This is a genomic window from Rossellomorea aquimaris (assembly GCF_003315075.1).
Classification (GTDB): Bacteria; Bacillota; Bacilli; order Bacillales; family Bacillaceae_B; genus Rossellomorea; species Rossellomorea aquimaris_C.
The window spans coordinates 63,652-85,918 of record NZ_QNRJ01000001.1; the positions used below are offsets into that span (position 1 = coordinate 63,652).

Genomic DNA, 22,267 nt, shown 5'->3' on the forward strand with positions numbered 1-22,267 from the left:
GAAAGGAAAAAGTAGAATGTAGATGTCAGACTTCTGACGTTAAATCCTGTCGATTGCTATAATGCAGTTAAGGGTAAGATACGATTAAAGATTAAAAAATGTAACCGCTTTTTTAAATAAGGAAGTACATATAGGAGGTTTATTTGAATGAGTAACTATACATACAAAAGAGTTCATCTGATCGTCATGGACTCAGTGGGCATAGGTGAGGCGCCGGATGCCGACCTATTCAATGATATTGGATCGGATACGATTGGGCACATTGCTGAACATATGAATGGACTGAACATGCCCAATATGGGGAAACTGGGACTTTCGAATATTAAAGAAGTGAAGGGAATTGAAAAAGCTGACAAGCCGTTAGCATACTTCACGAAAATGCAGGAAGCGTCTGTCGGGAAAGACACGATGACTGGACATTGGGAAATAATGGGTCTTAATATTGATAAACCGTTCAAAACGTATCCAGACGGTTTCCCTGAAAAATTAATTCAAAAACTTGAAGCCGAGACAGGAAGAAAGATCATTGGAAATAAGCCTGCAAGCGGAACTGAGATCATTGAAGAGTTAGGAAAAGAGCATATGGAAACAGGAGCTCTTATTGTCTATACTTCTGCAGATCCTGTCCTTCAAATTGCCGCTCATGAAGACATCATTCCAATTGAAGAGCAGTATAAAATTTGTGAAATCGCCCGTGAAATCACGAAAGAAGAGGAATATCTTGTTGGTCGTGTGATTGCTCGTCCATTCGTTGGCGAACCAGGCGAGTTCAAACGCACATCCAATCGTCACGACTATGCGTTAAAACCTTTTAACCGTACCGTCATGAATGAACTGAAGGATTCCGGGTTTGACGTGATCGCCATTGGTAAAATTTCAGATATTTTTAATGGCGAAGGAGTGACTGAATCGATCCGTACAAAGCATAATATGCACGGAATGGACGGACTCATTGAATCATTCGATCAAGACTTCACCGGCTTAAGCTTCCTGAATCTTGTCGATTTCGATGCATTATTCGGACATCGTCGCGATCCAGAAGGATACGGAAAGGCGTTAGAAGAATTTGATGCACGGCTTCCTGAAGTGTTAGAGAAAATGACGGAAGATGATCTTCTTATCATTACAGCCGATCACGGGAACGATCCGACCGCTCCAGGAACAGACCATACAAGAGAATACGTTCCACTTCTCGTTTATTCAAAACGTTCTGACGGTGGGAAAGAGCTGCCTATCTCTGAAACATTCGCTGATATCGGCGCTACCGTGGCAGACAACTTTAATGTGACCATGCCGAAGTTTGGTCGAAGCTTCTTATCACAATTGAAATAGGTTTTCCTGGGAAAAATATAGAAAGGGAGAGGGATGAAGGTGCGGAACATCGGCCCATTTCCTCCTCTTTACGTTGAATGATAATAAAAGGAGTAATGAATATGAATTTCGAAAACATCCAAAATGCAGCAAACCATTTGAAAAATCAATACACAGGCCAACCGAAGATCGGACTCATCCTTGGTTCAGGGTTGGGTGTGTTAGCTGATGAAATCCAAAATTCAGTGAAAATACCTTATAAAGAAATCCCTGACTTTCCTGTTTCGACAGTGGCAGGACACGCAGGCCAGCTTGTGTTCGGTCAATTGGCGGGTCAGGAAGTCGTAGCCATGCAAGGGCGCTTTCATTACTACGAAGGGTACGGATTCGATAAAGTCACATTCCCCGTCCGTGTTATGAAAGAACTTGGCGTCGAAGTCTTAATCGTCACAAATGCAGCCGGTGGAGTGAATGAGAGCTTTAAGGCTGGAGACTTGATGCTGATCACGGATCATATTAATAATATGGGGGGCAATCCACTAATTGGGTCAAACGATTCCCGCTTAGGACCTAGATTCCCGGATATGTCAGAAGCATATTGTAAAGAACTGCGTCAAAAAGCGAAAGAAATCGCAGGGAAGCTTTCAATTGAAGTGCAAGAAGGTGTATATGTGGGGAATACAGGTCCTGTATACGAAACGCCAGCTGAAGTTCGTCTTGCCCGTACACTTGGAGGAGATGCAGTAGGAATGTCGACTGTACCTGAAGTAATCGTAGCCCGCCACGGAGGAATGAAAGTGCTTGGAATCTCATGCATTTCAAATATGGCGGCAGGTATCCTTGACCAACCTCTTTCCCATGATGAAGTGATTGAAACAACCGAAATGGTTCGTGCAAACTTCCTGGCATATGTAAAAGAAATCGTAAAATCAATCCAATAGTTGTACAATTCAAATCGAAAACTAAAGGGACTTCCCTTTGACAATACTAGAAGAGCGGGTGAATACAATGAGAATGGTTGACTTAATAGAGAAGAAGCGTGAAGGCGGGGAACTCTCTACAGAAGAAATAAAATTTATCGTTGAAGGTTATACAGATGGAAGCATCCCTGATTATCAGGTAAGTGCCCTGACAATGGCCATCTTCTTCAAAGACATGAGCGACAGAGAAAGAGCGGACCTGACGATGGCAATGGTCGAATCAGGAGATCAAATCGATTTGTCTGCCATTGAAGGAATTAAAGTAGACAAGCACTCTACAGGCGGTGTGGGTGATACAACGACCCTGGTTCTCGGACCACTGGTTGCTTCCGTTGGAGTACCTGTAGCGAAGATGAGTGGACGAGGACTTGGACACACTGGAGGAACCATCGATAAGCTTGAGTCCGTCGAAGGTTTCCATGTGGAAATTGAAAACGATGAATTCATCCGATTGGTGAACAAAAATAAGTTAGCCGTTATCGGACAAAGTGGTAATTTAACACCGGCTGATAAAAAGCTTTATTCATTACGTGATGTGACGGCAACGGTCAATAGCATTCCTCTGATCGCAAGTTCCATCATGAGTAAGAAAATAGCTGCTGGTGCGGATGCTATCGTACTTGATGTGAAAACGGGTGCCGGAGCTTTCATGAAAACACTGGACGATTCAAAAGACCTTGCCAAAGCAATGGTGAATATCGGAAACAACGTCGGCAGAAAAACAATGGCGGTCATTTCGGATATGAGTCAGCCACTGGGCTTCGCGATCGGAAATGCCCTTGAAGTGAAAGAAGCGATCGATACATTAAAAGGTGAAGGCCCAGAAGACTTAACAGAATTATGCTTAACTCTGGGAAGTCATATGGTTTATCTTGCTGAAAAAGCATCAACTTTGGAAGAAGCGAGAGAGCTATTACAGAAAGCGATTGAAGATGGATCAGCTCTTGAGAATTTCAAAGTATTCCTGGAATCACAAGGTGGAGACCCATCCGTTGTGGATGAACCATCAAAACTTCCACAGGCGCAATATAAGGTTGAGCTTGAAGCGAAAGAAGATGGTTATGTATCAGAAATTGTGGCTGATGCAGTAGGAACGGCGGCTATGTGGTTAGGAGCAGGTCGTGCAACAAAAGATTCCGTGATCGATTTAGCGGTTGGTCTTGAGTTGCGTAAGAAGATCGGTGATTCTGTCAAAACGGGAGATTCTCTTGTGACGATCTATAGTAATGATGAGAATATCGACAATGTAAAAGAGAAATTATACGAAAGCATTAAAGTAACATCCCAACAAGTGAAAGCACCTACGTTGATTCATACTGAAATCACAGGTTGATTATTAATTTTGAGCGTGGCCTTTGCCAAGAGGATTATTTCTCTTTGGCAGAGGCTATTTTTTATGAGTATAAAATTTACTAAATTATGGTAAAATCAGCAATTCCAGGTGTGGAAGACGCAATTAACGTCCAAATTGACGCAATTACTTCTCAAACAGACGCAATTAATTGAATTTTGACGCAATTACTCGTGTAAATGACGCAATCAACTTTCAATAGCAGTCTCTCAAACTCAAAAGAGCTGATTTCACCCGACAAAAATGCTGCATCTCAATGACCTTGATGAAAAACACCTCGTTTCATCCCTTTTTTGAAGGATCCCCCTGTGTATTTAACCATCTTTCAACCATTTTCATCACTTACCATCTATCATTCATGGTCTAACCTCACTTTTTTACCAATGTTTGTATAAAAATGATGCAGTTGGAAAAAATGGGTCTATGAGTATTGATTTAAAACGAGATTTGATTGGAGGACAGTTGGATGAAACGTTTTGCGTATATAGTGGTTACATTTGTTTTAGCAGCTTTTTTGTTTCCTTCAATGGGGTTTGCCCAGGAGAAGAAGTCGGAATTAGCTGAGGTAGCGAAATCAGCTGTTTTGATTGAGCGGGATACTGGAACGGTATTATATGAGAAGAATAGCCATGAAAAGCTGGCGCCAGCATCCATGACTAAGATTATGACAATGATGTTGATCATGGAAGCCCTTGATAAAGGTCAAATAAAGTGGGAAGACAGTGTTCGGGCGAGTGAATATGCCGCATCGATGGGTGGATCACAAATCTTCCTGGAGCCCGGTGAAAGCATGACGGTTGAAGAAATGCTTAAGGGGATTGCGATTGGTTCAGCCAATGATGCATCAGTAGCCATGGCGGAACATATATCAGGAAGTGAAGAAGCCTTTGTTGAAAAAATGAACAAAAAGGTAGAAGAGCTTGGGTTAAAAGACACTCGGTTCAAAAACCCGACAGGCTTACCGTCCAAAGATCATTATAGTTCGGCCCATGACATGTCCATGATGGCCAAGGAACTTCTAAAATATGAAGGAATCACCAAGTTCACAGGCAGCTATGAATCGTACTTACGTGAAGATACGGATAAAAAATTCTGGTTGGTGAATACGAATAAATTGGTTCGTTTTTATGACGGCGTGGATGGACTGAAAACCGGATTCACCAATGAAGCGAAATACTGCTTAACGGCAACGGCGAAGAAAGATAATATGAGAGTCATTGCTGTCGTGTTCGGAGCACCGACTCCTAAAGAGAGAAACAACGAGGTGAGTAAAATGCTGGATTATGCCTTCAATCAGTATTCAACCAAACCTCTCTTTAAAAAAGGAGACTCCCTGGCACAGGTGAAAGTATCTAAAGGGAAACAAAACAGAGTGGCTGCAGTGACGGAAGAGCCCATCTCCCTGTTAACGCAAAAAGGTGAAAAACTGGATAAAGTAGAACAGAAGATAACACTCTCTAAAGACCTGAAGGCTCCTATCAAAAAAGGAGATAAAGTCGGGACCCTTGTCATCATGAACAAAGGAGAAAAAGTGTTGGAAAGCACTCTCGTCGCAAAGAAGAATGTAAATGATGCAAGCTGGTGGGAGCTGTACAAAAAATCCTTTGGCCTATTCACGAAAGTTGGAAAGTAAAAGCGTCTTTACGATTTAGGATAAAAATAACCTCTAATTATGACGAATTCCTTCTAGTTTTGTCATGGAGAAGGAATTCACTAAAAGAATAGCGAAATGACTCACTATACGACAGAGAAGGAGGCTTTCTGATAGTGAGTCTTGCTATTAACTTAGAAGTCAAAAAAGATGTTTTGTGTATTCGTTTAAGTGGTGAGCTGGATCATCATACTGCCGATGAGCTTAGGGAAAAAGCTTCGAATCTGATTGAAAGTGAGAATGTGAAGCATATCATTTTGAATTTAGAGGAACTGAGCTTTATGGATAGTTCAGGATTAGGTGTGATTTTGGGTCGATACAAGCAGATTAAACAAAAGCATGGAGAAATGGTCGTGTGTGCGATCTCCCCTTCTGTAAACCGATTATTTGAAATGTCCGGATTGTTTAAGATTATACGTCTTGAGCCGTCTGAAGAAAACGCATTACAAAGATTGGGGGTCGCCTGACATGAGAAATGAAATGAACATTCAATTCAGTTCTTTAAGCCAAAATGAGTCCTTTGCCAGAGTTACCGTTGCTTCATTTATTGCACAGCTGGATCCGACGATGGATGAGTTGACTGAAATCAAGACAGTCGTATCTGAAGCTGTTACAAATGCCATCATTCACGGATATGACAACAGACCGAATGGTACCGTCTATATTTCTGTCATTATGGAAGAAAATGGGTACATCGATATGACCATCCGCGATGAAGGAGTCGGGATTGGTGATGTAGAGGAAGCCCGTCAACCGTTGTTCACGTCCAAACCTGAGCTTGAGCGTTCTGGAATGGGCTTTACCATCATGGAAAATTTCATGGATGAAATAGAAGTGTCATCACACCCAGGTACAGGCACCACGGTAAGACTAAAGAAGCACTTGACCAATAGTAAAGCGCTATGCAATTAAGGAGTCGTGCCCATGGATGTCGAAGTTAAGAAAGAAAAGGAACAGACCTTTCTGAAGGATCATGAGGTGAAAGAGCTCATAAAGCAGAGCCAGGACGGTGACCAAAGTGCCCGGGACTTGATCGTCCAGAAGAACATGCGTTTAGTATGGTCCGTCGTCCAGCGCTTCCTCAATCGGGGATATGAGCCTGATGATCTCTTTCAGATAGGCAGTATCGGGTTGCTGAAATCAGTCGATAAGTTTGATTTAAGCTACGACGTCAAGTTTTCAACATATGCCGTTCCGATGATAATTGGTGAAATCCAGCGGTTCATCCGGGATGACGGAACTGTAAAGGTAAGTCGTTCACTGAAGGAAATGGGAAACAAGATTCGTAAAGCCAAGGATGAACTTTCCAAGAAATTCGGGAGGGTTCCGACGGTGAGTGAGCTTGCCGAACATCTGGAGTATTCGGTTGAAGAGGTCATTATGGCTCAGGAAGCAAGCAGAGCCCCTTCTTCCATTCATGAAACCGTTTATGAAAATGATGGAGATCCCATTACCCTTTTGGATCAGATTGCAGATAATAGCGATAATAAATGGTTTGACAAAATTGCCTTAAAAGAAGCCATTAGGGAACTGGATGATCGGGAACGGCTGATTGTGTATTTAAGATATTACAAAGACCAAACCCAATCGGAAGTGGCAGATCGACTGGGTATATCCCAGGTCCAGGTATCGAGACTGGAGAAGAAGATATTACAAACAATGAAAGATCATATGCATACAGAATCTTAGGCAAAATAACCTTGTTGTTTCAAAGAATCATGTTGAAACGACAAGGTTATTTTTATTTTCTTATTCAATACAAAAGTTGGCTTTCTATTGACCCCACATTCTCCCTTTGAAATTGTTTCCATTTTCAAAAGCTCCACCTTCAAAAACTATACTATTTCTCCCTTCCTCCTCCATTCATCTCAACATGCCACACGCAGCCATTACATAAATTATTTCCGTTAATCCATACTATTGGTACGAAGGGAAAATCATGTTTTCAGGAAGTGAACTGCATGGAAGGTATTTTGTATATACGCTTACGTCATCGAGTGCAGGTAAGGGAAGAGAGTACAGTCAAGCTTGGACAGCTTGCTCAAATCATAGCACCTGAAAATATTCTGGAAGAATTAAGGCAAATCCCGATTCATCAAGTGACAGCATCTGATAAGAATATCATTGTGGTCGATGTCATGAGAGTGATAAGAGAAATATGCAAGAACTTCTCAGATCTTGATATTCAAACGATTGGACCCACACAAAGTATTATTGAAGTGATCTATGAGAAAAAGAAAATCTCTCTTCCGCTCTTCATTGGCGTTTGGTTACTATTATTCATCGGTGCAGCCTTGGCAATTATGAATTTTCATGAAGATGTAAGTATGAGGGAGGTTCATCAAAGGCTGTATCATTTTGTAACTGGGGATGAAGATCCTCATCCATTACTGTTTCAAGTTCCCTATTCATTCGGTTTAGGCCTTGGGATGATCTTATTTTTCAACCATGTGTTTCGAAAGAGACTTAATGAAGAGCCGAGTCCACTAGAAGTTGAAATGTTTAACTACCAGCAGGATTTAGATCAGTATGTGATCATGAATGAAAATAAAGAAAGTCAGAAAAAATTAGATGACCATTAACGTATTGATTACAGTATTTATTGGTTTTGCTGGAGGACTTGCCGTCGGTTCCGGGTTTGTAGCTTTTCTAACCGTATTAGGAATCATCCCAAGGTTAACTCAGTTAACAAAAACAATGAAAATGATTCACCACTATGAACTGGCTGTCATTACAGGTGCACTGGCAGGAGGATTTGTCAGCTTAAATAATTATACGCTGCACTTTTCCCCATTCGTTCTTATGCCCATAGGTTTAGCGAGCGGAGTGTTCATCGGGCTGTTGGCGGCTGCATTAACAGAGGTATTGAATGTGTTCCCGATCCTCGCAAAGCGGATTGGGATTGAAGGTCAAATCGTCATTCTCATAATGGCGATTGTATTTGGGAAAATTGTCGGCTCACTTTTTCATTGGCTCTACTTGGTTCATCAATAAACAGCAAGAGGCAGGGGTTCATATGGACGAAAATAGAAAAGTGATCCTGATTACAGATGGAGATGAATATGCCAAGCGGGCAATCGAGTGCGTGGCAAAAGAGTATGGAGGACGATGTATCTCAAGCTCTAAAGGAAATCCTTCTGTATTATCAGGACCAGAGATTGTGAAATTAATCGGAAGTGCAAAGAATGACCCCGTCTTTGTCATGTTTGATGATAGTGGATTTATTGGAGAAGGAGCAGGCGAAAGAGCACTGAAGCATGTTGCGAATCACCCTGGCATAGACGTGCTCGGTATCATTGCGGTAGCAAGTAAAACCAGGCAGGCCGAATGGACAAGAGTGGATGTGTGCATTGATAAATTTGGTGAATTAACTCCATATGGGGTGGATAAATTCGGTGTACCTGAAATGGATTTGGGAAGGTTAACGGGTGATACGGTTTATTGCCTTGATGAACTGGATGTTCCCGTTATTGTCGGAATTGGTGACATTGGCAAAATGGCCAAAAGGGATGACTACTCACAAGGTTCGCCCATTACGAAAAAGGCTGTTGAAATCATCTTGGAAAGGAGCGGATATCATGCCTGAGAAAACGAAAGAAACACCAATATCAAAAGATTTAGCAGTTATAGAAGAGTACATGAAGAATCATGTAGGATTAAACAAAAGTTTTGATTTAGGTGTACGTAAACTCATGATTTTGAAAAAAGGAGTGCACATTTACTATATAAACGGGTTGACTGATGCTTCCTACATTATTCAAATCGTGGAGGAACTCGTTGAGATCAATGATCATGAGCGTGCAACGAGCCGATTATATGAAATTGTACATAATCGACTTGTTCATCAATCGGTTGAGCCGGTTAAAACGATTGAAGAAGCAGTTGACGAAGTGCTATCAGGACTAATAGCAGTCTTTGTCGAAGGCTATGATGAGGCAATCATTGTTGATGTTCGTAGTTACCCCGGGCGACAGCCTTCAGAGCCTGATACGGAAAAGGTAGTCCGTGGTTCCCGTGATGGGTATGTAGAGAATATTATTGTGAATACCGCTTTGACAAGACGAAGAATTCGGGATCCACGATTGAGGTTTGAAATATTTCGTATCGGAGAACGATCTAAAACTGACATTTCCATTGCTTATATAAATGATGTGGCAAACCCCAGCTTAATTGAAGTCATCAAGAAAGAATTGAAAAGTATTAAGATCGACGGATTAACGATGGCGGATAAAACGGTTGAAGAGTTCCTTGTGAAACAAGGATATAATCCTTATCCACTTGTTCGATACACAGAAAGAGCAGACGTCGCAGCCACTCACTTATTAGAAGGGCATGTTCTTATTTTTGTTGATACTTCGCCGAGTGTCATCATTACACCAACGACATATTTCCATCATCTTCAGCATGCGGAGGAATATAGACAATCACCGGCTGTCGGGACATTTGTCAGATGGACTAGATTCCTTGGGATATTAGCCTCGCTATTTTTACTCCCTCTATGGTATCTATTTGTGTTGGATCCATCCCTCTTACCTGAGGTTATTAAATTCGTAGGACCAAATGAACAGACGAATATTCCCGTTATTGTTCAGTTGTTCATAGCGGATTTCGGGGTTGAAATGTTCAGGGTGGCAGCCATTCATACTCCAACCCCATTATCCACAGCAATGGGTCTGATAGCGGCAGTCTTAATTGGACAAATAGCCATTGATGTAGGATTATTTCAACCGGAAGTCATCCTGTATGTAGCCGTTGCATCAATAGGAACATTCGCTACACCAAGCTATGAATTGAGTGCCGCGAACAAGATGGCCAGACTGTTCCTTCTTATTGCAGTAGCCTTCTTCCATATTCCGGGACTGATGGTGGGTACCACACTTTTTATCTTATTCGTTACAAATATAAAGTCTTTAAACACTCCATATCTATGGCCGTTAATGCCATTCAGTCCTATAGCATTCATGCAAATCCTGATTCGCCGCTCTATGCCGGGAGCCAAAATCAGACCTAGCATTGTGCAGCCGAGAAATAAGTATAAGCAACCGGCGAAATCTTAGAAATATTGCAACAACTCTCATTCTGTGGTAAATTACGTTTAATTAGGAGAGCATTAAAGAGGGGAATGAGACGTTTCATGCATCTTCATGGATCAGCACAAATAAAAAATGGTCACCTAACGATAGGAGGGGTGAGTACCTTAGAACTGGCCAAACAATACGGTACACCCCTTTATGTTTATGACACTGCACTCATTAGGGAACGGGCAAGAGGTTTTAAAGAAACATTTGATTCCCTGGGAGTGAAAGCGGAAGTTGCCTATGCCAGTAAGGCATTTTCATGTATCGCGGTCTTTCAATTGATGAAAGAAGAGGGATTATCACTGGATGTGGTTTCAGGAGGGGAGTTATACACTGCCTTGAAGGCAGGATTCCCTCCTGAACGCATCCATTTTAATGGAAATAACAAATCTGAAGAAGAACTGATGATGGCCATTGAAAACAACATAGGCTGCATAGTCGTCGATAATTTCTACGAGCTGCAACTTGTGAATAACATCTCACGATCCGCTGAAAAAGTGACGAAGGTTTTGTTAAGAGTAACGCCTGGGATAGAAGCCCATACTCATGATTATATTTTAACCGGACAAGAGGATTCCAAATTCGGATTCGATTTGGGGAATGGTCAAGCCCGGGATGCAATGAAAATGGCGATGAGCTATGACGGGATTGAATGGTTAGGGCTGCATTGCCATATTGGCTCCCAAATATTTGAGACGACAGGCTTCATTCTTGCTGCAAAAAAAATTATTGAGAAGGTGGCACAATGGAAATCTCAATATGATTACGATCCGAGAGTGATTAACTTAGGCGGTGGATTTGGCATTCGCTATACGAAGGATGATGACCCGATTCCACCTGCACAATATGTGAAGGAAATGATTGCGGCTGTAAAACAGGAAGTGGTAAAGTACAACCTTGAAATGCCGGAAATTTGGATCGAGCCGGGCCGTTCCCTTGTTGGAGATGCAGGGACCAGCCTATATACATTAGGGTCTAGAAAAGAAGTGCCCAACATCCGGAAGTACTTAGCCATTGATGGGGGAATGAGTGATAATATAAGACCGGCTCTCTACAAGGCAAAATATGAAGCGGTGATTGCGAATAAAGCAGATCACCCCCCTGAAGAAACCGTGTCAATCGCTGGTAAATGTTGTGAATCCGGAGATATGTTGATTTGGGATTTACCCCTTCCACAATCAGAAGCTGGTGACACTCTTGCTGTGTTCTGTACTGGTGCATATGGATATTCCATGGCGAATAACTACAATCGTATTCCCCGTCCCGCTGTCGTATTTGTCGAAAATGGAGAAGCAAGATTAGCTGTTCAAAGAGAGACATATGAGGATATGGTTTCACTTGATGTAACGTTTAAATAAGCTCTGAAACATAGTCTTTAAGTATATCGTACTTAAAGACTACTTTTTTTGCATTTTTTATTACATACTTTAACAAATATTGATTTTACTATACAATAACAATGACATATAAAGGTGAATATAGTGTAGACAAAGGAGTCATATATGAAAATCAGCAATAAGGGATTGTTCTTGTTTTTATTAGTATCAGGCATAGTATGGGGAGTCATTTACTGGCTGTTCCTGGCGGGAAACTGATTGGTTAAAGTTGATTAATAAAAGTAAATTTAGTAAGATGAATAAACGTTCATATCAATTAAATTTCTAGTTTTTGTCTATAATAGGAAATAGATAGATTAGACATAAAACATAACGAGGGGTAAATATGTTAATTCGGTATAAAAAGGCGTTTGAAAAGATCGCAATGGGGTTATTATCTTTCATGCCACATGAAAAGGATTTGAAGAAGCTTCAACAGACGATGAAGCAATACGAAACTGAAGATAATTGGCAGCTCTTTTTATGGAAAGAAGAGGACATAGTAGGTTTAATTGGCGTATTCAAGACAGATAGCACTTTAGAAATTCAGCATATATCCGTTAATCCATCCCATCGGCACGAAGGAATTGGGAAATCAATGGTGAAACATCTTAGAGACATGCATTCTGAGCATGAAGTGAAGCCGAATTCAGAGACCGCTTCATTCTTTGAGAAATGTGACGAAATCGAGCAAGAGAAAATGATAGATGAAGAACAATAAAGAGGACGGCCACCGGATCAGCAGGTGGTCAGCCTCTTTTTTTTCGTTGTAATGCATTTTTCCGCTCTAAAATCACTTCTGAACGGTCACGCAAGGAATGTCGATGAATGAGCTCGTTATTCTTTAAATCACTTGGAGAACACCATGAGTACCCATTGTCCTCACACAGGGATTGGACCTGCTCTTGTAGAGAAACATCCGTCAGGGGGATATTGATGCTGCTATAGGGCTGATTGGTACTTAGCCCATGGGTGATTTCAACAAGCTTTTCCTGAAGTTTACCAGGGTGGATCCCTAAACGGGAAAGTTCATCCTGATTCAGTTCGATATTTTGGACGGCCTTCTTAAATGTCCGGGCTGCTCCTGAAAGATTACCTCTTCTGTAATGATACAAACCCACAGCAAGCTGGATCAAACCAACCCAATGGGAAGAACGGTTCTTAGGGTCAACACACTTCCAATATTCTTCCAACACTTCATGGCACTCGAAGTAATCACGATTTCCGTGGAAATACATTAAGAATTCTAAGTAAGGTTTAGGATAAATCATGTGAGTCCCTCCTTTATAATTAAATACCGTTTGAGTATTTAAAGTGTAGCATATTCAACATCTTTGCCAAAACGACAGGTACCTCCTCTTTATTCAAAAACTTTCTATTGGAGAATAGAGGTCAATCTACTATACTATTAAGTAGCGATCAGGAATGACTGTAATTAGAAATTTGGTGATAAAGTGGAATACAATGTGAAGATTGACGCTTTTGAAGGTCCGTTAGATCTTCTTTTGCATCTGATTAATTCGTTGGAAGTCGATATATATGATATCCCTATGGCTCAAATTACTGAGCAATATATGTTATATGTACATACGATGAAGAGTTTGCAACTTGATGTTGCCAGTGAGTACTTAGTGATGGCAGCTACATTATTAGCGATTAAAAGTAAAATGCTTCTCCCTAAACATGATGATGGCCTTTCAAGCGATGAAATTGAATTCGAAGAGGAAGATCCCCGTGATGAACTAGTTGAGAGGTTGATTGAGTATCGCAAGTTTAAAGAAGCTGCCAATGAGCTGAAGCACCGTGAGGAAGAACGGGGACAAGTGTATACGAAACCTCCAAGTGATCTCTCGGAGTTTACAGAGGAAGTGGATTTAAAGAATAGTGAGGTTCAAGTATCTTTATATGATATGCTAGGAGCTTTTCATAAACTATTGAGGCGTAAGAAGTTGCAAAGACCCGTGCAAACCAGAATTACCAGACAGGAAATATCCATTGAGAAAAGAATGAATGATATTCTTCATAGCCTGCGAAATATCAAAGAGCGTACATCCTTTACAAGTCTTTTCCCATCTGATAATAAAGAACATCTCGTTGTAACTTTCCTTGCCGTGCTGGAATTAATGAAGAGAAAGCAAATCATTGTCAATCAAGAAAAAAACTTCACGGATATCTTTGTTGAAGCAGGAGAGGAGGTAGGTCTAGTTGAACAGTCATAATTGGAAAGGGATCCTGGAAAGCTTATTGTTCGCAGCGGGTGATGAAGGTCTTTCACTCAAGCAGGTTTGTTCTGTTCTGGAAATCGGTGATCAGGAAGCGATGGCTGTGATCGAGGAGTTAAAGTCGGATTATGACAAGGATCCCAATCGGGGTATTTATATGATTGAGATTGCGGACACCTTTCAATTGGTGACAAAAAAAAGCAACGCCGATTACTTAAAGAAATTGGTTGAGTCACCAAATGTAAGCTTTTTATCGCAGGCAGCTCTAGAAACACTTGCGATTGTCGCTTATAAGCAGCCGATCACGAGGATGGAGATTGAACAAATCAGAGGTGTCAAAACCGAGCGTCCCATTCAGACCCTTACGTCAAAAGGACTGGTGAAGGAAGTAGGAAGAGCGGAAGGGACAGGTCGTGCCTACTTATTTGGAACGACAAAAGAATTTTTGGACTATTTCGGATTGAAGAGAATAGAAGAACTTCCTCCCTTACCTGAAAATATCGAGGACGAATTCATGCAGGATGAAGCGGACTTGTTTTTCGAGAAATTCCAGGAAACGATTGAATCGAAAGAATAGAGCAGAATCACATATAAATGGACAGGCGTGGACTCGGGCCAAAAAGAATAGAATCACGGAAAGACACAGCAGAGAACCTCTGCTGTGTTTTTTCGTAGGTGAAATGCCAGAAATTGAACCTTGGTGTGAATTACGGATTTTCATTCATATTACCCCTTGTCCTGCATAAACTTGTACAAACACGTTAGAATTAAAGGAGTAGATGGGTGTGAATCGTAAGAGAGTGAAATTTTACATATATTATATTCTAATCCTCACTTTGCTATTTGTAGTCGTATCCAATGAAGTTCAGGCCGCACCTTCTGTTAGTTCACAGCGGGCGATTTTAATGGATCAGGAGACGGGCAGGATCCTTTATGAAAAGGATGCCCACAGTCAAAGTCGGATAGCAAGCATCACAAAAATCATGACGGCGATTCTTGCGATTGAATCCGGAATGATGGATAAGGAAGTAACGGTATCTTCGAATGCTGCGGGCACGGAAGGCTCCTCCCTTTACCTGAAAGCGGGGGAGAAAATCAAGCTGGAAGATCTCGTTTACGGGCTTATGTTGAGATCCGGTAATGATGCGGCTGTCGCTATCGCAGAATCTGTTGGAGGAAGTCTTGACGGGTTTGCCTATATGATGAATGAAAAAGCGAATGAAATCGGAATGAAAAATACGCATTTTTCCAATCCACATGGTCTCGATGATCATGAAGACCACTATTCCACTGCTTACGATATGGCAGTTCTGACTAGATATTCAATGGAGAATGAAGTATACAAGGAGATTGCAGGGACAAAAGTGCATACAGCACCAAACCCTGAAGAAAAGTGGGACCGGAAGTGGAAGAACAAAAATAGATTATTAACAGAATTGTATAAGCATAGTACGGGTGGGAAAACGGGATATACAAAACTAGCCAAAAGAACGCTTGTGTCCACAGCTTCCAAGGACGGGGAGAACCTGATTGCCGTTACCCTTAATGGACCTGATGATTGGAATGATCATATAGGAATGTTTGAATACGGGTTTAAGCAATATGATTATAAGATCGTCCTGGAAGAAGGCACGATTGAAAGAATGGATGACGAAATATATAAGGATCATGCCTTTCTTAAACGAGAGTCTGTCCTAACCCTTCGAGATGATGAAGTGGATGATGTGAAGGTAGAGTACAAAATGTTAAAGCCTAAAGAGGAATGGTTAAAGAATAAAAATGTACCTGAAGTAGTAGGAAAGGCTGTGGTGTATTTAGAAGACGAAGAAGTAGACACTCTTCCCATTTTCTATAAAACAACGGATGAAAAAGATAAAGAAAAGAGCTGGTGGAAATTCTGGGCCTATTCCTTTGAGTCCTTTATAGGAGTCAGGGATCATGGTTAATCTCATTTGGGTTGGGATGACCATCATCGGTTTGGTGTTCGCCATTATCAACGGGAAGATGAAAGAAGTGAACGAAGCCATTTTCACTTCTGCAAATGAAGCCGTTACCCTCTGTATAGGGTTGGTCAGTGTATTGGTGTTTTGGTTGGGAATCATGAGGATTGCCCAGGAAGCGGGATTGTTGGATAAACTGGCCAGGCTGTTCAGGCCATTTGTCACCCGGTTGTTTCCAGAGGTACCTGATAATCATCCTGCAATGGGGTATATATTATCGAATATGATGGCCAATATGTTCGGCCTTGGTAACGCAGCAACACCTCTCGGGATCAAAGCGATGGAGCAATTGAAGGAGCTTAACGGAGGAAAAGACTATGCGAGCAGGTCGATGATTACTTTCTTAGCGATTAATACGTCAAGTCTTACCATCATTCCCACAACGGTCATTGCGATCCGGATGAAATATGATTCAGCTTCTCCAACTGAAATTGTAGGACCAACCTTAATTGCCACCATGCTATCGACCATCGGAGCCATACTGATAGACCGTTATTTTCATTACAGACGTACTCGTCGTGAGGTGAAGTAGATGCAATGGATATCCACCATTTCATTATGGTTAATCCCGATTATGATTGGCTTCATATTAATCTATGGGACCTTCAAAAAGGTACCAACGTATGAAGTGTTTGTAGATGGGGGAAAAGAAGGCATTAAAATTGCTGTATCGATCATTCCTTTTCTCATTGGAATGCTTGTGGCGATTACCATTTTCAGAGAATCAGGGGCACTTGAGTTCTTTGTGAACCTCATCCGTCCGGGATTGCTTGCACTCGGTATTCCGCCGGAGATTGTACCACTTGCCATTATCAGACCCATTTCAGGAACAGCTGCCCTGGGTATGATGAGCGATATAGTCGCTACCCACGGACCTGATTCCTTTATCGGAAGACTTGCCTCAACCTTACAGGGAAGTACCGATACGACCCTTTACGTACTTACCGTGTACTTCGGGGCGGTAGGTATCCGGAAAATGGGAGACGCCCTCAAAGTTGGATTACTAGCCGACGTCGTAGGGATCGTAGCTGCAATCTTCATCGTCACGGTTATGTTTTAAGGGTGGGTTTCTATTAATAAGGCACTTTTCGTATAGTTTGTTGCTATTTTTAGAGATGAAAGTAGTAAATGATTTCCGCTCCAGGTGTCCGTGGTGCTGCGGAGAGTCTCTTCAGTTGAGAACCTGGGGTCTCACCCGCTGGATTTGGGAACAAAAGAATCAAAAAAATAATATTGTTATTTTTTCTATTTTGGAATTCAATATATTTTATCATTCTCTTAACCTGCTTCTTTCTTTTCTTATCTGTGAAAGTGACTTTTCAAAATCTATTTCTTTATTAGGTTTATTGGGATCTTATGCGTGCCTTTCAATGTCCTTTTTGAATTGTAATCCAAGGCAACCGTGAATTCGGACCTCGCAAAGATGTGAAATAGCTCAGAGTGGATTGTAGCGGAAGGCACTTGACTCCTGCGGGAAATAGAGGAAAGGTCGAGACCCCACAGGGCAAAGCCCGAGGAGGCTCGACTTCCTCCCCGGGGAATCTTGTGTCTGGAGCGGAAAGGAACGGTCCATATTTCAACACTACCACTTATATAAAAAACAAAATCAGCGGATTGGTTCCCCTCACCATCCAGCACACACTGATTGAAAGAGCCCAGGCAGACCATAAGTTAAAAACAACTTTTTTGTAAAAAATCTATTATAAAGGAAACAATAAGGTATAAAGAAATCGACTGAAAAGGTCGATTTTTCTTTATACCTTTCTATTTTGCCTGGATTGTGTAATAATTCATGAAGACAAATGTATTGAAAATTAAATGAGGTGAAAGACCGTGGAACGATTACAAAAGGTTATTGCTCATAGTGGCGTAGCGTCACGACGAAAAGCTGAGCAATTAATTATAGAAGGTAAAGTAAAGGTCAATGGTACAGTAGTGAAAGAATTAGGAACCAAGGTTTCTCATTCCGATAGAGTTGAAGTGACAGGGATTCAGATTGAAAGAGAAAATAAAGTATATTATATGCTCTATAAACCAAGAGGGGTCATTTCAGCTGTGACGGACGATAAAGACCGTCAAGTCGTAACGGATTTTTTCCCTGAAATACAAGAAAGAATCTATCCGGTAGGAAGACTGGACTATGAGACGTCAGGTATCCTTCTTCTAACCAATGATGGGGATTTCGCTAACTCCCTGATGCATCCAAGTAACGAAATCGAAAAAACGTATGTAGCGAGATTAAAAGGAATTCCACCTAAATTCAAAATTAGAGAACTTGAAAAAGGGATTAAATTGGAGGACGGCATGACGGCTCCGGCAAAAGTGAAAGTGTTAAGCATTGATAAGAAACAAGGGAAATCCATCGTCGAAATTACCATTCATGAGGGCAGAAACCGCCAGGTACGCAGAATGTTCGAGGCCCTTGGATATCCGGTTCAAAAGCTTAAACGAGAAAGATATGCATTCCTTACTCTTCATGGGTTGAACGCAGGAGAAGGAAGAGAACTTACTCCCCATGAAGTGAAACAGCTAAGAACACTTGCTGAAACGGGAAGCATCAGATAGAGAATAGCATGGAAAGTGTCACATATCCTTCATATAATTTACACTATCTCTAAAGAGATAAATGATATAATGGGGAAGGAATTTTACCCTGAAATATAAAGGATATTTCCCTGCTTATTATGAAGGAATGGACATTACATCATGGCAGGGACTGATCTCATAAGAGAATTCTTATGAGATCAGGCCCTTTGCTATTGTAAAGAGAGAAATAACATTTCCATTCTTGAGAACCATTTCAATATGGGAGGCACACGTACATGAATAAGAAAAAACGCAGATTACTCATCCGGGCAATTATTCTCATTGTGCTGACTTCTGCGGTTGCATATACTCTGTATGCAAACTTTACGAAGGATGAAAGAGGGAAATTAAAGGTGGGAGATCAAGCGCCTGACTTTGTATTACAAGATATGGAAGGGAATAAACATCGTTTGTCTGACTATGAGGGCCAAGGGGTATTCCTGAATTTCTGGGGAACATGGTGCAAACCATGTGAAAGAGAGATGCCATATATGAATAATCAATATGAAAAATATAAAGATCAAGGTGTACACATATTGGCTGTCAATGTGGGAGAATCAGATTTCCTTATCAATCGATTCGTGTCTAAACACGGGTTGGAGTTCCCTATTCTAGTAGACAAAGAAGAGGAAGTTCAAAATGCGTACGGTATAGATCCGTTACCGACTACATTCCTCATTAACCCTCAAGGAGAAATTGAAAAAATCATTACAGGTACGATGTCAGAAAACGATATCATAGAAGATTTAGAGAGCATCAAGCCTTAGCTCAGCAGTTTAACTTGATATAAGGAGTTTTAACATGAAAGAGATCAAATGTGAATGCGGTCATGTAAATCCTAACGGTACCGTTTTATGCGAATCCTGTGGACGTGCTTTAACGGATGAAGCAAAGAATGAGAAGCTTCATGACATGCGTTATGAGGGTAGTGCAAGACGTTCCCAAACGTATAACAAATCGATTATTGACAAGATTTGGAATTTCTTTTCATCTGTTAAGGTTGGCGTATGGTTAATTGTCATCACACTTATCGCCTCTGCAGTCGGCACGATCCTGCCTCAGGAACAGTATATTCCGAATGGACAGCCAGCCAATGTGTACTACGAAGATGTATATGGTTTTTTTGGAGAATTATATTTTACGCTAGGGTTCCATGATTTATATAGTTCATGGTGGTATCTACTGTTAATCGCATCGATTGGAGTTTCCCTCGTAATCTGCAGTCTGGACCGGGTGATTCCCCTCTATCGTGCCCTCAAGAATCAACGTGTTTCCAGACATGCCGGTTTTCTGAAGCGTCAACGAATCTATGGGAAAACAGAAATGGTAGAGGTCAACGATTCCATTAGTAAGATTAAGGAAAAATTAACTCAAAAAAAATATAAGATCCGGGAAGAAGACGGAAACATTCTTGCGGAGAAAAATCGTTTCTCGAGATGGGGTCCATATGTCAATCATATCGGTCTAATCATTTTCCTTTTCGGGGGCATGCTGCGATTCGTTCCCGGAATGTATATTGATGAAACCGTATGGATCCGTGAAGGTGAAACAAGGGCGGTTCCTGGTACGCAACAAGAATATTACTTAGAAAATAAAGGGTTTACCTTAGAGACATACGATAAAGATCAAGACAAAGAAGTATTTGGGGAAGCCATTGATAAGAATGGGACCATCGCAAAGAATTTCCAGTCTGACGTGATACTGTATAAAGAATCCGGCGATAAACTTCCAGGACAAACGGCAGACAGGGAAGTGGAAAAAGAGGATTCCATTAAAGTGAACCACCCTCTTAAATTTGGGAATTTCGCTGTATATCAAACCAGCTACAAGTTAGACGAATTTAAATCAATGTCCTTTACATTTGATAATAAAGAGTCAGGGGACAGCTTCGGTAAATTTACCGTCGATCTATTTGACCCTCAAGATACTTATGCATTTGAAGAAGGTTATAAAGTTGAATTGATGGGATATTATCCTGATTTCTCTGGATTTAATGAACAAGGAGAGCCACAAACCAAGTCTCCTTTACCGAATAATCCTGCATTCCTGTTCAAGCTGTTCTCGCCTGAAACACCCGATGGTGAAGTGAGCTTTGTAGGAATTCAGCAAAATTTGGAACCGCTTGGTGACAATGAAAATAAATTGTCATTTGCGGGTGTGGAAACAAGAGATGTATCGGCTTTAACCGTTCATAAGGATCTCACTCTTTGGATCATAGCCGTTGGAGGAGCCATCTTTATGATAGGTGTCGTACAAGGTGCTTATTGGCACCACCGAAGAATCTGGATCAGGCGAAGTGAAGATGGAGTCATCGTAGCCGGTCATACGAATAAAAACTGGCATGGATTAAAAAATGAAATCAACTTCGTTTTGGAAGGTACCGGAATACAGGAACCTGAAGATCAACAACAAAAAGACGAAGCAAGGAGGAATGAAGATGTCAACGATAACAATGGCAGAGTGGAGTAGTAATTTACTCTATGTGTCCTTCATGATGTATTTGATTGCTACGTTGTTTTTTGGTGGTAGCATCCGCCAAAAAAATACAACTGAAACGAATCAGCAAAAGTGGGGATTCATTGGAATTGTTTTAACCCTTATCGGGTTTGCCGCTCAACTAGGCTACTTCTTTTTAAGATGGGGGGCAGCTGGACACGCTCCAGTTAGTAATTTATTTGAATTTATAACTTTCTTTGGAATGATGCTTGTCGGAGCCTTTATCATTCTTTACTTTATGTATAAAACAACGATACTTGGTGTCGTTGCGTTACCATTTGCCCTTTTGGTGATCGCCTATGGCAGTATGTTTCCTAAAGACATTAGCCCATTGATTCCTGCTCTTCAAAGTGATTGGTTGAAAATCCACGTCACAACGGTTTCAGCCGGGGAAGCGATCTTATCCATCAGTTTTGTGGCAGGGTTGATCTACTTATTGAAATCAGTGAAACATACAAAAGGAAGCAAGCAATCGTTTTGGCTTGAAACCGTCATGTATTCTTTAGTTATCGTATTTGGGTTTGTAGTTGCATCAACTGCATTTACCCTGGGAAATTACGAAGCGAATTTTCAGTATGTCGATCAAGAAGGGGCCGAAGCGATTTCTGAATACACACTGCCGGCCCTTGTCGGACCGAATGAAGGACAATTATTAACTGACAAGGTAATGGAGCCGCTGGTAGAAATGCCAGCCCTCATCAATGCTAAGAAACTTAATACCGTTATTTGGTCGTTTCTGATTGGAACTGGAATTTATCTTCTATTACGCTTAATCTTCAGAAAGCGAATAGCTGCGAAATTACAGCCACTCGTGAAAAATGTGAATCTGGACCTGATGGACGAAATCGGTTACCGATCAGTATTAATCGGCTTTCCAGTATTTACACTGGGAGGGCTCATCTTCGCCATGATCTGGGCTCAAATTGCCTGGACTCGATTCTGGGGATGGGATCCCAAAGAAGTATGGGCATTAATTACATTCTTATTCTATGCGGCATTTCTGCATCTACGCCTCTCTAAAGGATGGCACGGTGAGAAGTCTGCATGGTTAGCCGTCATCGGGGTGGCCATTATTCTATTCAACCTGGTGGCTGTTAACCTCATTATCGCAGGACTGCATTCATACGCTTAAATAACGATCGGGAGGGAGCTGGCTATAACGAGAGTGATATTCTCTTTGAGTCAGCTTCTTTTTTCATTTAAAATATAGGATAAT

General features: G+C 41.3%; 23 protein-coding genes. 22 read left to right on the plus strand and 1 reads right to left on the minus strand.

Annotation, left to right across the window (positions count from 1 at the left end; translation table 11 throughout):
* The first annotated feature begins 147 nt into the window (after positions 1-147).
* The 13 genes from deoB to DET59_RS00370 all read left to right on the plus strand — a co-directional run bounded on the left by deoB (position 148) and on the right by DET59_RS00370 (position 12,468).
* Complete coding sequence (deoB, locus tag DET59_RS00310) at positions 148-1,332, plus strand: phosphopentomutase (RefSeq protein ID WP_113967603.1); 1,185 nt, start codon at positions 148-150, stop codon at positions 1,330-1,332.
* 101 nt (positions 1,333-1,433) lie between these two features.
* Positions 1,434-2,252 (plus strand): purine-nucleoside phosphorylase, encoded by an 819-nt coding sequence (locus DET59_RS00315; protein ID WP_113967605.1) that lies wholly within the window; start codon positions 1,434-1,436, stop codon positions 2,250-2,252.
* Positions 2,253-2,319: 67 nt separating this feature from the next.
* Positions 2,320-3,624, plus strand: a complete 1,305-nt coding sequence (locus DET59_RS00320; protein WP_113967607.1) for a pyrimidine-nucleoside phosphorylase — start codon at positions 2,320-2,322, stop codon at positions 3,622-3,624.
* Positions 3,625-4,108: 484 nt separating this feature from the next.
* On the plus strand, positions 4,109-5,275 hold the full coding sequence (locus DET59_RS00325; RefSeq protein WP_113967609.1) for a D-alanyl-D-alanine carboxypeptidase family protein: 1,167 nt from the start codon (positions 4,109-4,111) through the stop codon (positions 5,273-5,275).
* A gap of 134 nt (positions 5,276-5,409) precedes the next feature.
* On the plus strand, positions 5,410-5,760 hold the full coding sequence (gene spoIIAA, locus DET59_RS00330) for an anti-sigma F factor antagonist (RefSeq protein ID WP_113967610.1): 351 nt from the start codon (positions 5,410-5,412) through the stop codon (positions 5,758-5,760).
* Position 5,761: 1 nt separating this feature from the next.
* On the plus strand, positions 5,762-6,205 hold the full coding sequence (spoIIAB, locus tag DET59_RS00335) for an anti-sigma F factor (protein WP_113967612.1): 444 nt from the start codon (positions 5,762-5,764) through the stop codon (positions 6,203-6,205).
* 12 nt (positions 6,206-6,217) lie between these two features.
* Entirely contained in the window at positions 6,218-6,982 is a 765-nt protein-coding gene (sigF, locus tag DET59_RS00340; protein WP_113967614.1) for an RNA polymerase sporulation sigma factor SigF, read from the plus strand.
* A gap of 272 nt (positions 6,983-7,254) precedes the next feature.
* Positions 7,255-7,875 carry a stage V sporulation protein AA gene (locus DET59_RS00345; RefSeq protein ID WP_113967616.1) on the plus strand — a complete coding sequence of 207 codons (621 nt, stop codon included), beginning with the start codon at positions 7,255-7,257 and terminating at the stop codon, positions 7,873-7,875.
* Positions 7,865-8,287 carry a stage V sporulation protein AB gene (locus tag DET59_RS00350; RefSeq protein ID WP_113967618.1) on the plus strand — a complete coding sequence of 141 codons (423 nt, stop codon included), beginning with the start codon at positions 7,865-7,867 and terminating at the stop codon, positions 8,285-8,287. The genes DET59_RS00345 and DET59_RS00350 overlap by 11 nt, the downstream gene beginning before the upstream one ends.
* 22 nt (positions 8,288-8,309) lie before the next feature.
* The gene (gene spoVAEA, locus DET59_RS00355) at positions 8,310-8,879 is read left to right on the plus strand and encodes a stage V sporulation protein SpoVABEA (RefSeq protein WP_113967619.1); all 570 of its coding nucleotides are present in this window, start codon (positions 8,310-8,312) and stop codon (positions 8,877-8,879) included.
* Positions 8,872-10,350 carry a spore germination protein gene (locus tag DET59_RS00360; protein ID WP_142675553.1) on the plus strand — a complete coding sequence of 493 codons (1,479 nt, stop codon included), beginning with the start codon at positions 8,872-8,874 and terminating at the stop codon, positions 10,348-10,350. The genes spoVAEA and DET59_RS00360 overlap by 8 nt, the downstream gene beginning before the upstream one ends.
* A 77-nt stretch (positions 10,351-10,427) precedes the next feature.
* The gene (gene lysA / locus DET59_RS00365) at positions 10,428-11,729 is read left to right on the plus strand and encodes a diaminopimelate decarboxylase (RefSeq protein WP_113967621.1); all 1,302 of its coding nucleotides are present in this window, start codon (positions 10,428-10,430) and stop codon (positions 11,727-11,729) included.
* Positions 11,730-12,093: 364 nt separating this feature from the next.
* Positions 12,094-12,468, plus strand: coding sequence for a GNAT family N-acetyltransferase (locus DET59_RS00370; RefSeq protein WP_113967622.1), 375 nt, complete (start codon positions 12,094-12,096; stop codon positions 12,466-12,468).
* 28 nt (positions 12,469-12,496) lie between these two features.
* Here the strand turns inward: DET59_RS00370 and DET59_RS00375 are convergent, their stop codons facing one another.
* Entirely contained in the window at positions 12,497-13,018 is a 522-nt protein-coding gene (locus tag DET59_RS00375) for a DUF309 domain-containing protein (RefSeq protein WP_258549517.1), read from the minus strand.
* A 183-nt stretch (positions 13,019-13,201) separates the two neighbouring features.
* Between DET59_RS00375 and DET59_RS00380 the strand changes: the two genes are divergently transcribed.
* The 9 genes from DET59_RS00380 (at position 13,202) to ccsB (ending at position 22,183) form a co-directional block, all read left to right on the plus strand.
* Positions 13,202-13,966, plus strand: coding sequence for a segregation/condensation protein A (locus DET59_RS00380; protein ID WP_113967623.1), 765 nt, complete (start codon positions 13,202-13,204; stop codon positions 13,964-13,966).
* Positions 13,953-14,546: an SMC-Scp complex subunit ScpB gene (gene scpB, locus DET59_RS00385; RefSeq protein ID WP_113967624.1), complete on the plus strand. Its 594-nt coding sequence runs from the start codon at positions 13,953-13,955 to the stop codon at positions 14,544-14,546. Before DET59_RS00380 ends, scpB begins: the two co-directional genes overlap by 14 nt.
* 202 nt (positions 14,547-14,748) lie before the next feature.
* Positions 14,749-15,915 (plus strand): D-alanyl-D-alanine carboxypeptidase family protein, encoded by a 1,167-nt coding sequence (locus DET59_RS00390; RefSeq protein ID WP_113967625.1) that lies wholly within the window; start codon positions 14,749-14,751, stop codon positions 15,913-15,915.
* Positions 15,908-16,501, plus strand: coding sequence for a nucleoside recognition domain-containing protein (locus tag DET59_RS00395; RefSeq protein ID WP_113967626.1), 594 nt, complete (start codon positions 15,908-15,910; stop codon positions 16,499-16,501). The genes DET59_RS00390 and DET59_RS00395 overlap by 8 nt, the downstream gene beginning before the upstream one ends.
* Positions 16,502-17,029, plus strand: a complete 528-nt coding sequence (locus DET59_RS00400) for a spore maturation protein (protein ID WP_113967627.1) — start codon at positions 16,502-16,504, stop codon at positions 17,027-17,029. It begins immediately after the preceding gene.
* A gap of 773 nt (positions 17,030-17,802) precedes the next feature.
* Positions 17,803-18,534 (plus strand): pseudouridine synthase, encoded by a 732-nt coding sequence (locus DET59_RS00405; RefSeq protein WP_113967628.1) that lies wholly within the window; start codon positions 17,803-17,805, stop codon positions 18,532-18,534.
* Positions 18,535-18,791: 257 nt separating this feature from the next.
* The gene (resA, locus tag DET59_RS00410; protein ID WP_113967629.1) at positions 18,792-19,322 is read left to right on the plus strand and encodes a thiol-disulfide oxidoreductase ResA; all 531 of its coding nucleotides are present in this window, start codon (positions 18,792-18,794) and stop codon (positions 19,320-19,322) included.
* A 34-nt stretch (positions 19,323-19,356) separates the two neighbouring features.
* A complete protein-coding gene (resB, locus tag DET59_RS00415; RefSeq protein ID WP_113967630.1) occupies positions 19,357-21,024 on the plus strand; it encodes a cytochrome c biogenesis protein ResB in 1,668 nt (555 codons plus the stop codon).
* Entirely contained in the window at positions 21,008-22,183 is a 1,176-nt protein-coding gene (gene ccsB / locus DET59_RS00420) for a c-type cytochrome biogenesis protein CcsB (RefSeq protein WP_113968013.1), read from the plus strand. Before resB ends, ccsB begins: the two co-directional genes overlap by 17 nt.
* The last annotated feature ends 84 nt before the right edge of the window (positions 22,184-22,267 follow it).

Bases quoted from the DNA above. Each gene is read 5' to 3' on its own strand.
- spoVAEA (WP_113967619.1), top strand. From the start codon at position 8,310: ATGGACGAAAATAGAAAAGTGATCCTGATTACAGATGGAGATGAATAT.
- ccsB (WP_113968013.1), top strand. From the start codon at position 21,008: ATGGCAGAGTGGAGTAGTAATTTACTCTATGTGTCCTTCATGATGTAT.
- DET59_RS00320 (WP_113967607.1), top strand. From the start codon at position 2,320: ATGAGAATGGTTGACTTAATAGAGAAGAAGCGTGAAGGCGGGGAACTC.
- deoB (WP_113967603.1), top strand. From the start codon at position 148: ATGAGTAACTATACATACAAAAGAGTTCATCTGATCGTCATGGACTCA.
- resA (WP_113967629.1), top strand. From the start codon at position 18,792: ATGAATAAGAAAAAACGCAGATTACTCATCCGGGCAATTATTCTCATT.
- DET59_RS00325 (WP_113967609.1), top strand. From the start codon at position 4,109: ATGAAACGTTTTGCGTATATAGTGGTTACATTTGTTTTAGCAGCTTTT.
- DET59_RS00345 (WP_113967616.1), top strand. From the start codon at position 7,255: ATGGAAGGTATTTTGTATATACGCTTACGTCATCGAGTGCAGGTAAGG.
- DET59_RS00360 (WP_142675553.1), top strand. From the start codon at position 8,872: ATGCCTGAGAAAACGAAAGAAACACCAATATCAAAAGATTTAGCAGTT.
- lysA (WP_113967621.1), top strand. From the start codon at position 10,428: ATGCATCTTCATGGATCAGCACAAATAAAAAATGGTCACCTAACGATA.
- DET59_RS00375 (WP_258549517.1), bottom strand. From the start codon at position 13,018: ATGATTTATCCTAAACCTTACTTAGAATTCTTAATGTATTTCCACGGA.
- DET59_RS00390 (WP_113967625.1), top strand. From the start codon at position 14,749: ATGGGTGTGAATCGTAAGAGAGTGAAATTTTACATATATTATATTCTA.
- resB (WP_113967630.1), top strand. From the start codon at position 19,357: ATGAAAGAGATCAAATGTGAATGCGGTCATGTAAATCCTAACGGTACC.
- DET59_RS00350 (WP_113967618.1), top strand. From the start codon at position 7,865: ATGACCATTAACGTATTGATTACAGTATTTATTGGTTTTGCTGGAGGA.
- DET59_RS00315 (WP_113967605.1), top strand. From the start codon at position 1,434: ATGAATTTCGAAAACATCCAAAATGCAGCAAACCATTTGAAAAATCAA.
- sigF (WP_113967614.1), top strand. From the start codon at position 6,218: ATGGATGTCGAAGTTAAGAAAGAAAAGGAACAGACCTTTCTGAAGGAT.
- DET59_RS00400 (WP_113967627.1), top strand. From the start codon at position 16,502: ATGCAATGGATATCCACCATTTCATTATGGTTAATCCCGATTATGATT.
- DET59_RS00395 (WP_113967626.1), top strand. From the start codon at position 15,908: ATGGTTAATCTCATTTGGGTTGGGATGACCATCATCGGTTTGGTGTTC.
- spoIIAB (WP_113967612.1), top strand. From the start codon at position 5,762: ATGAGAAATGAAATGAACATTCAATTCAGTTCTTTAAGCCAAAATGAG.
- DET59_RS00370 (WP_113967622.1), top strand. From the start codon at position 12,094: ATGTTAATTCGGTATAAAAAGGCGTTTGAAAAGATCGCAATGGGGTTA.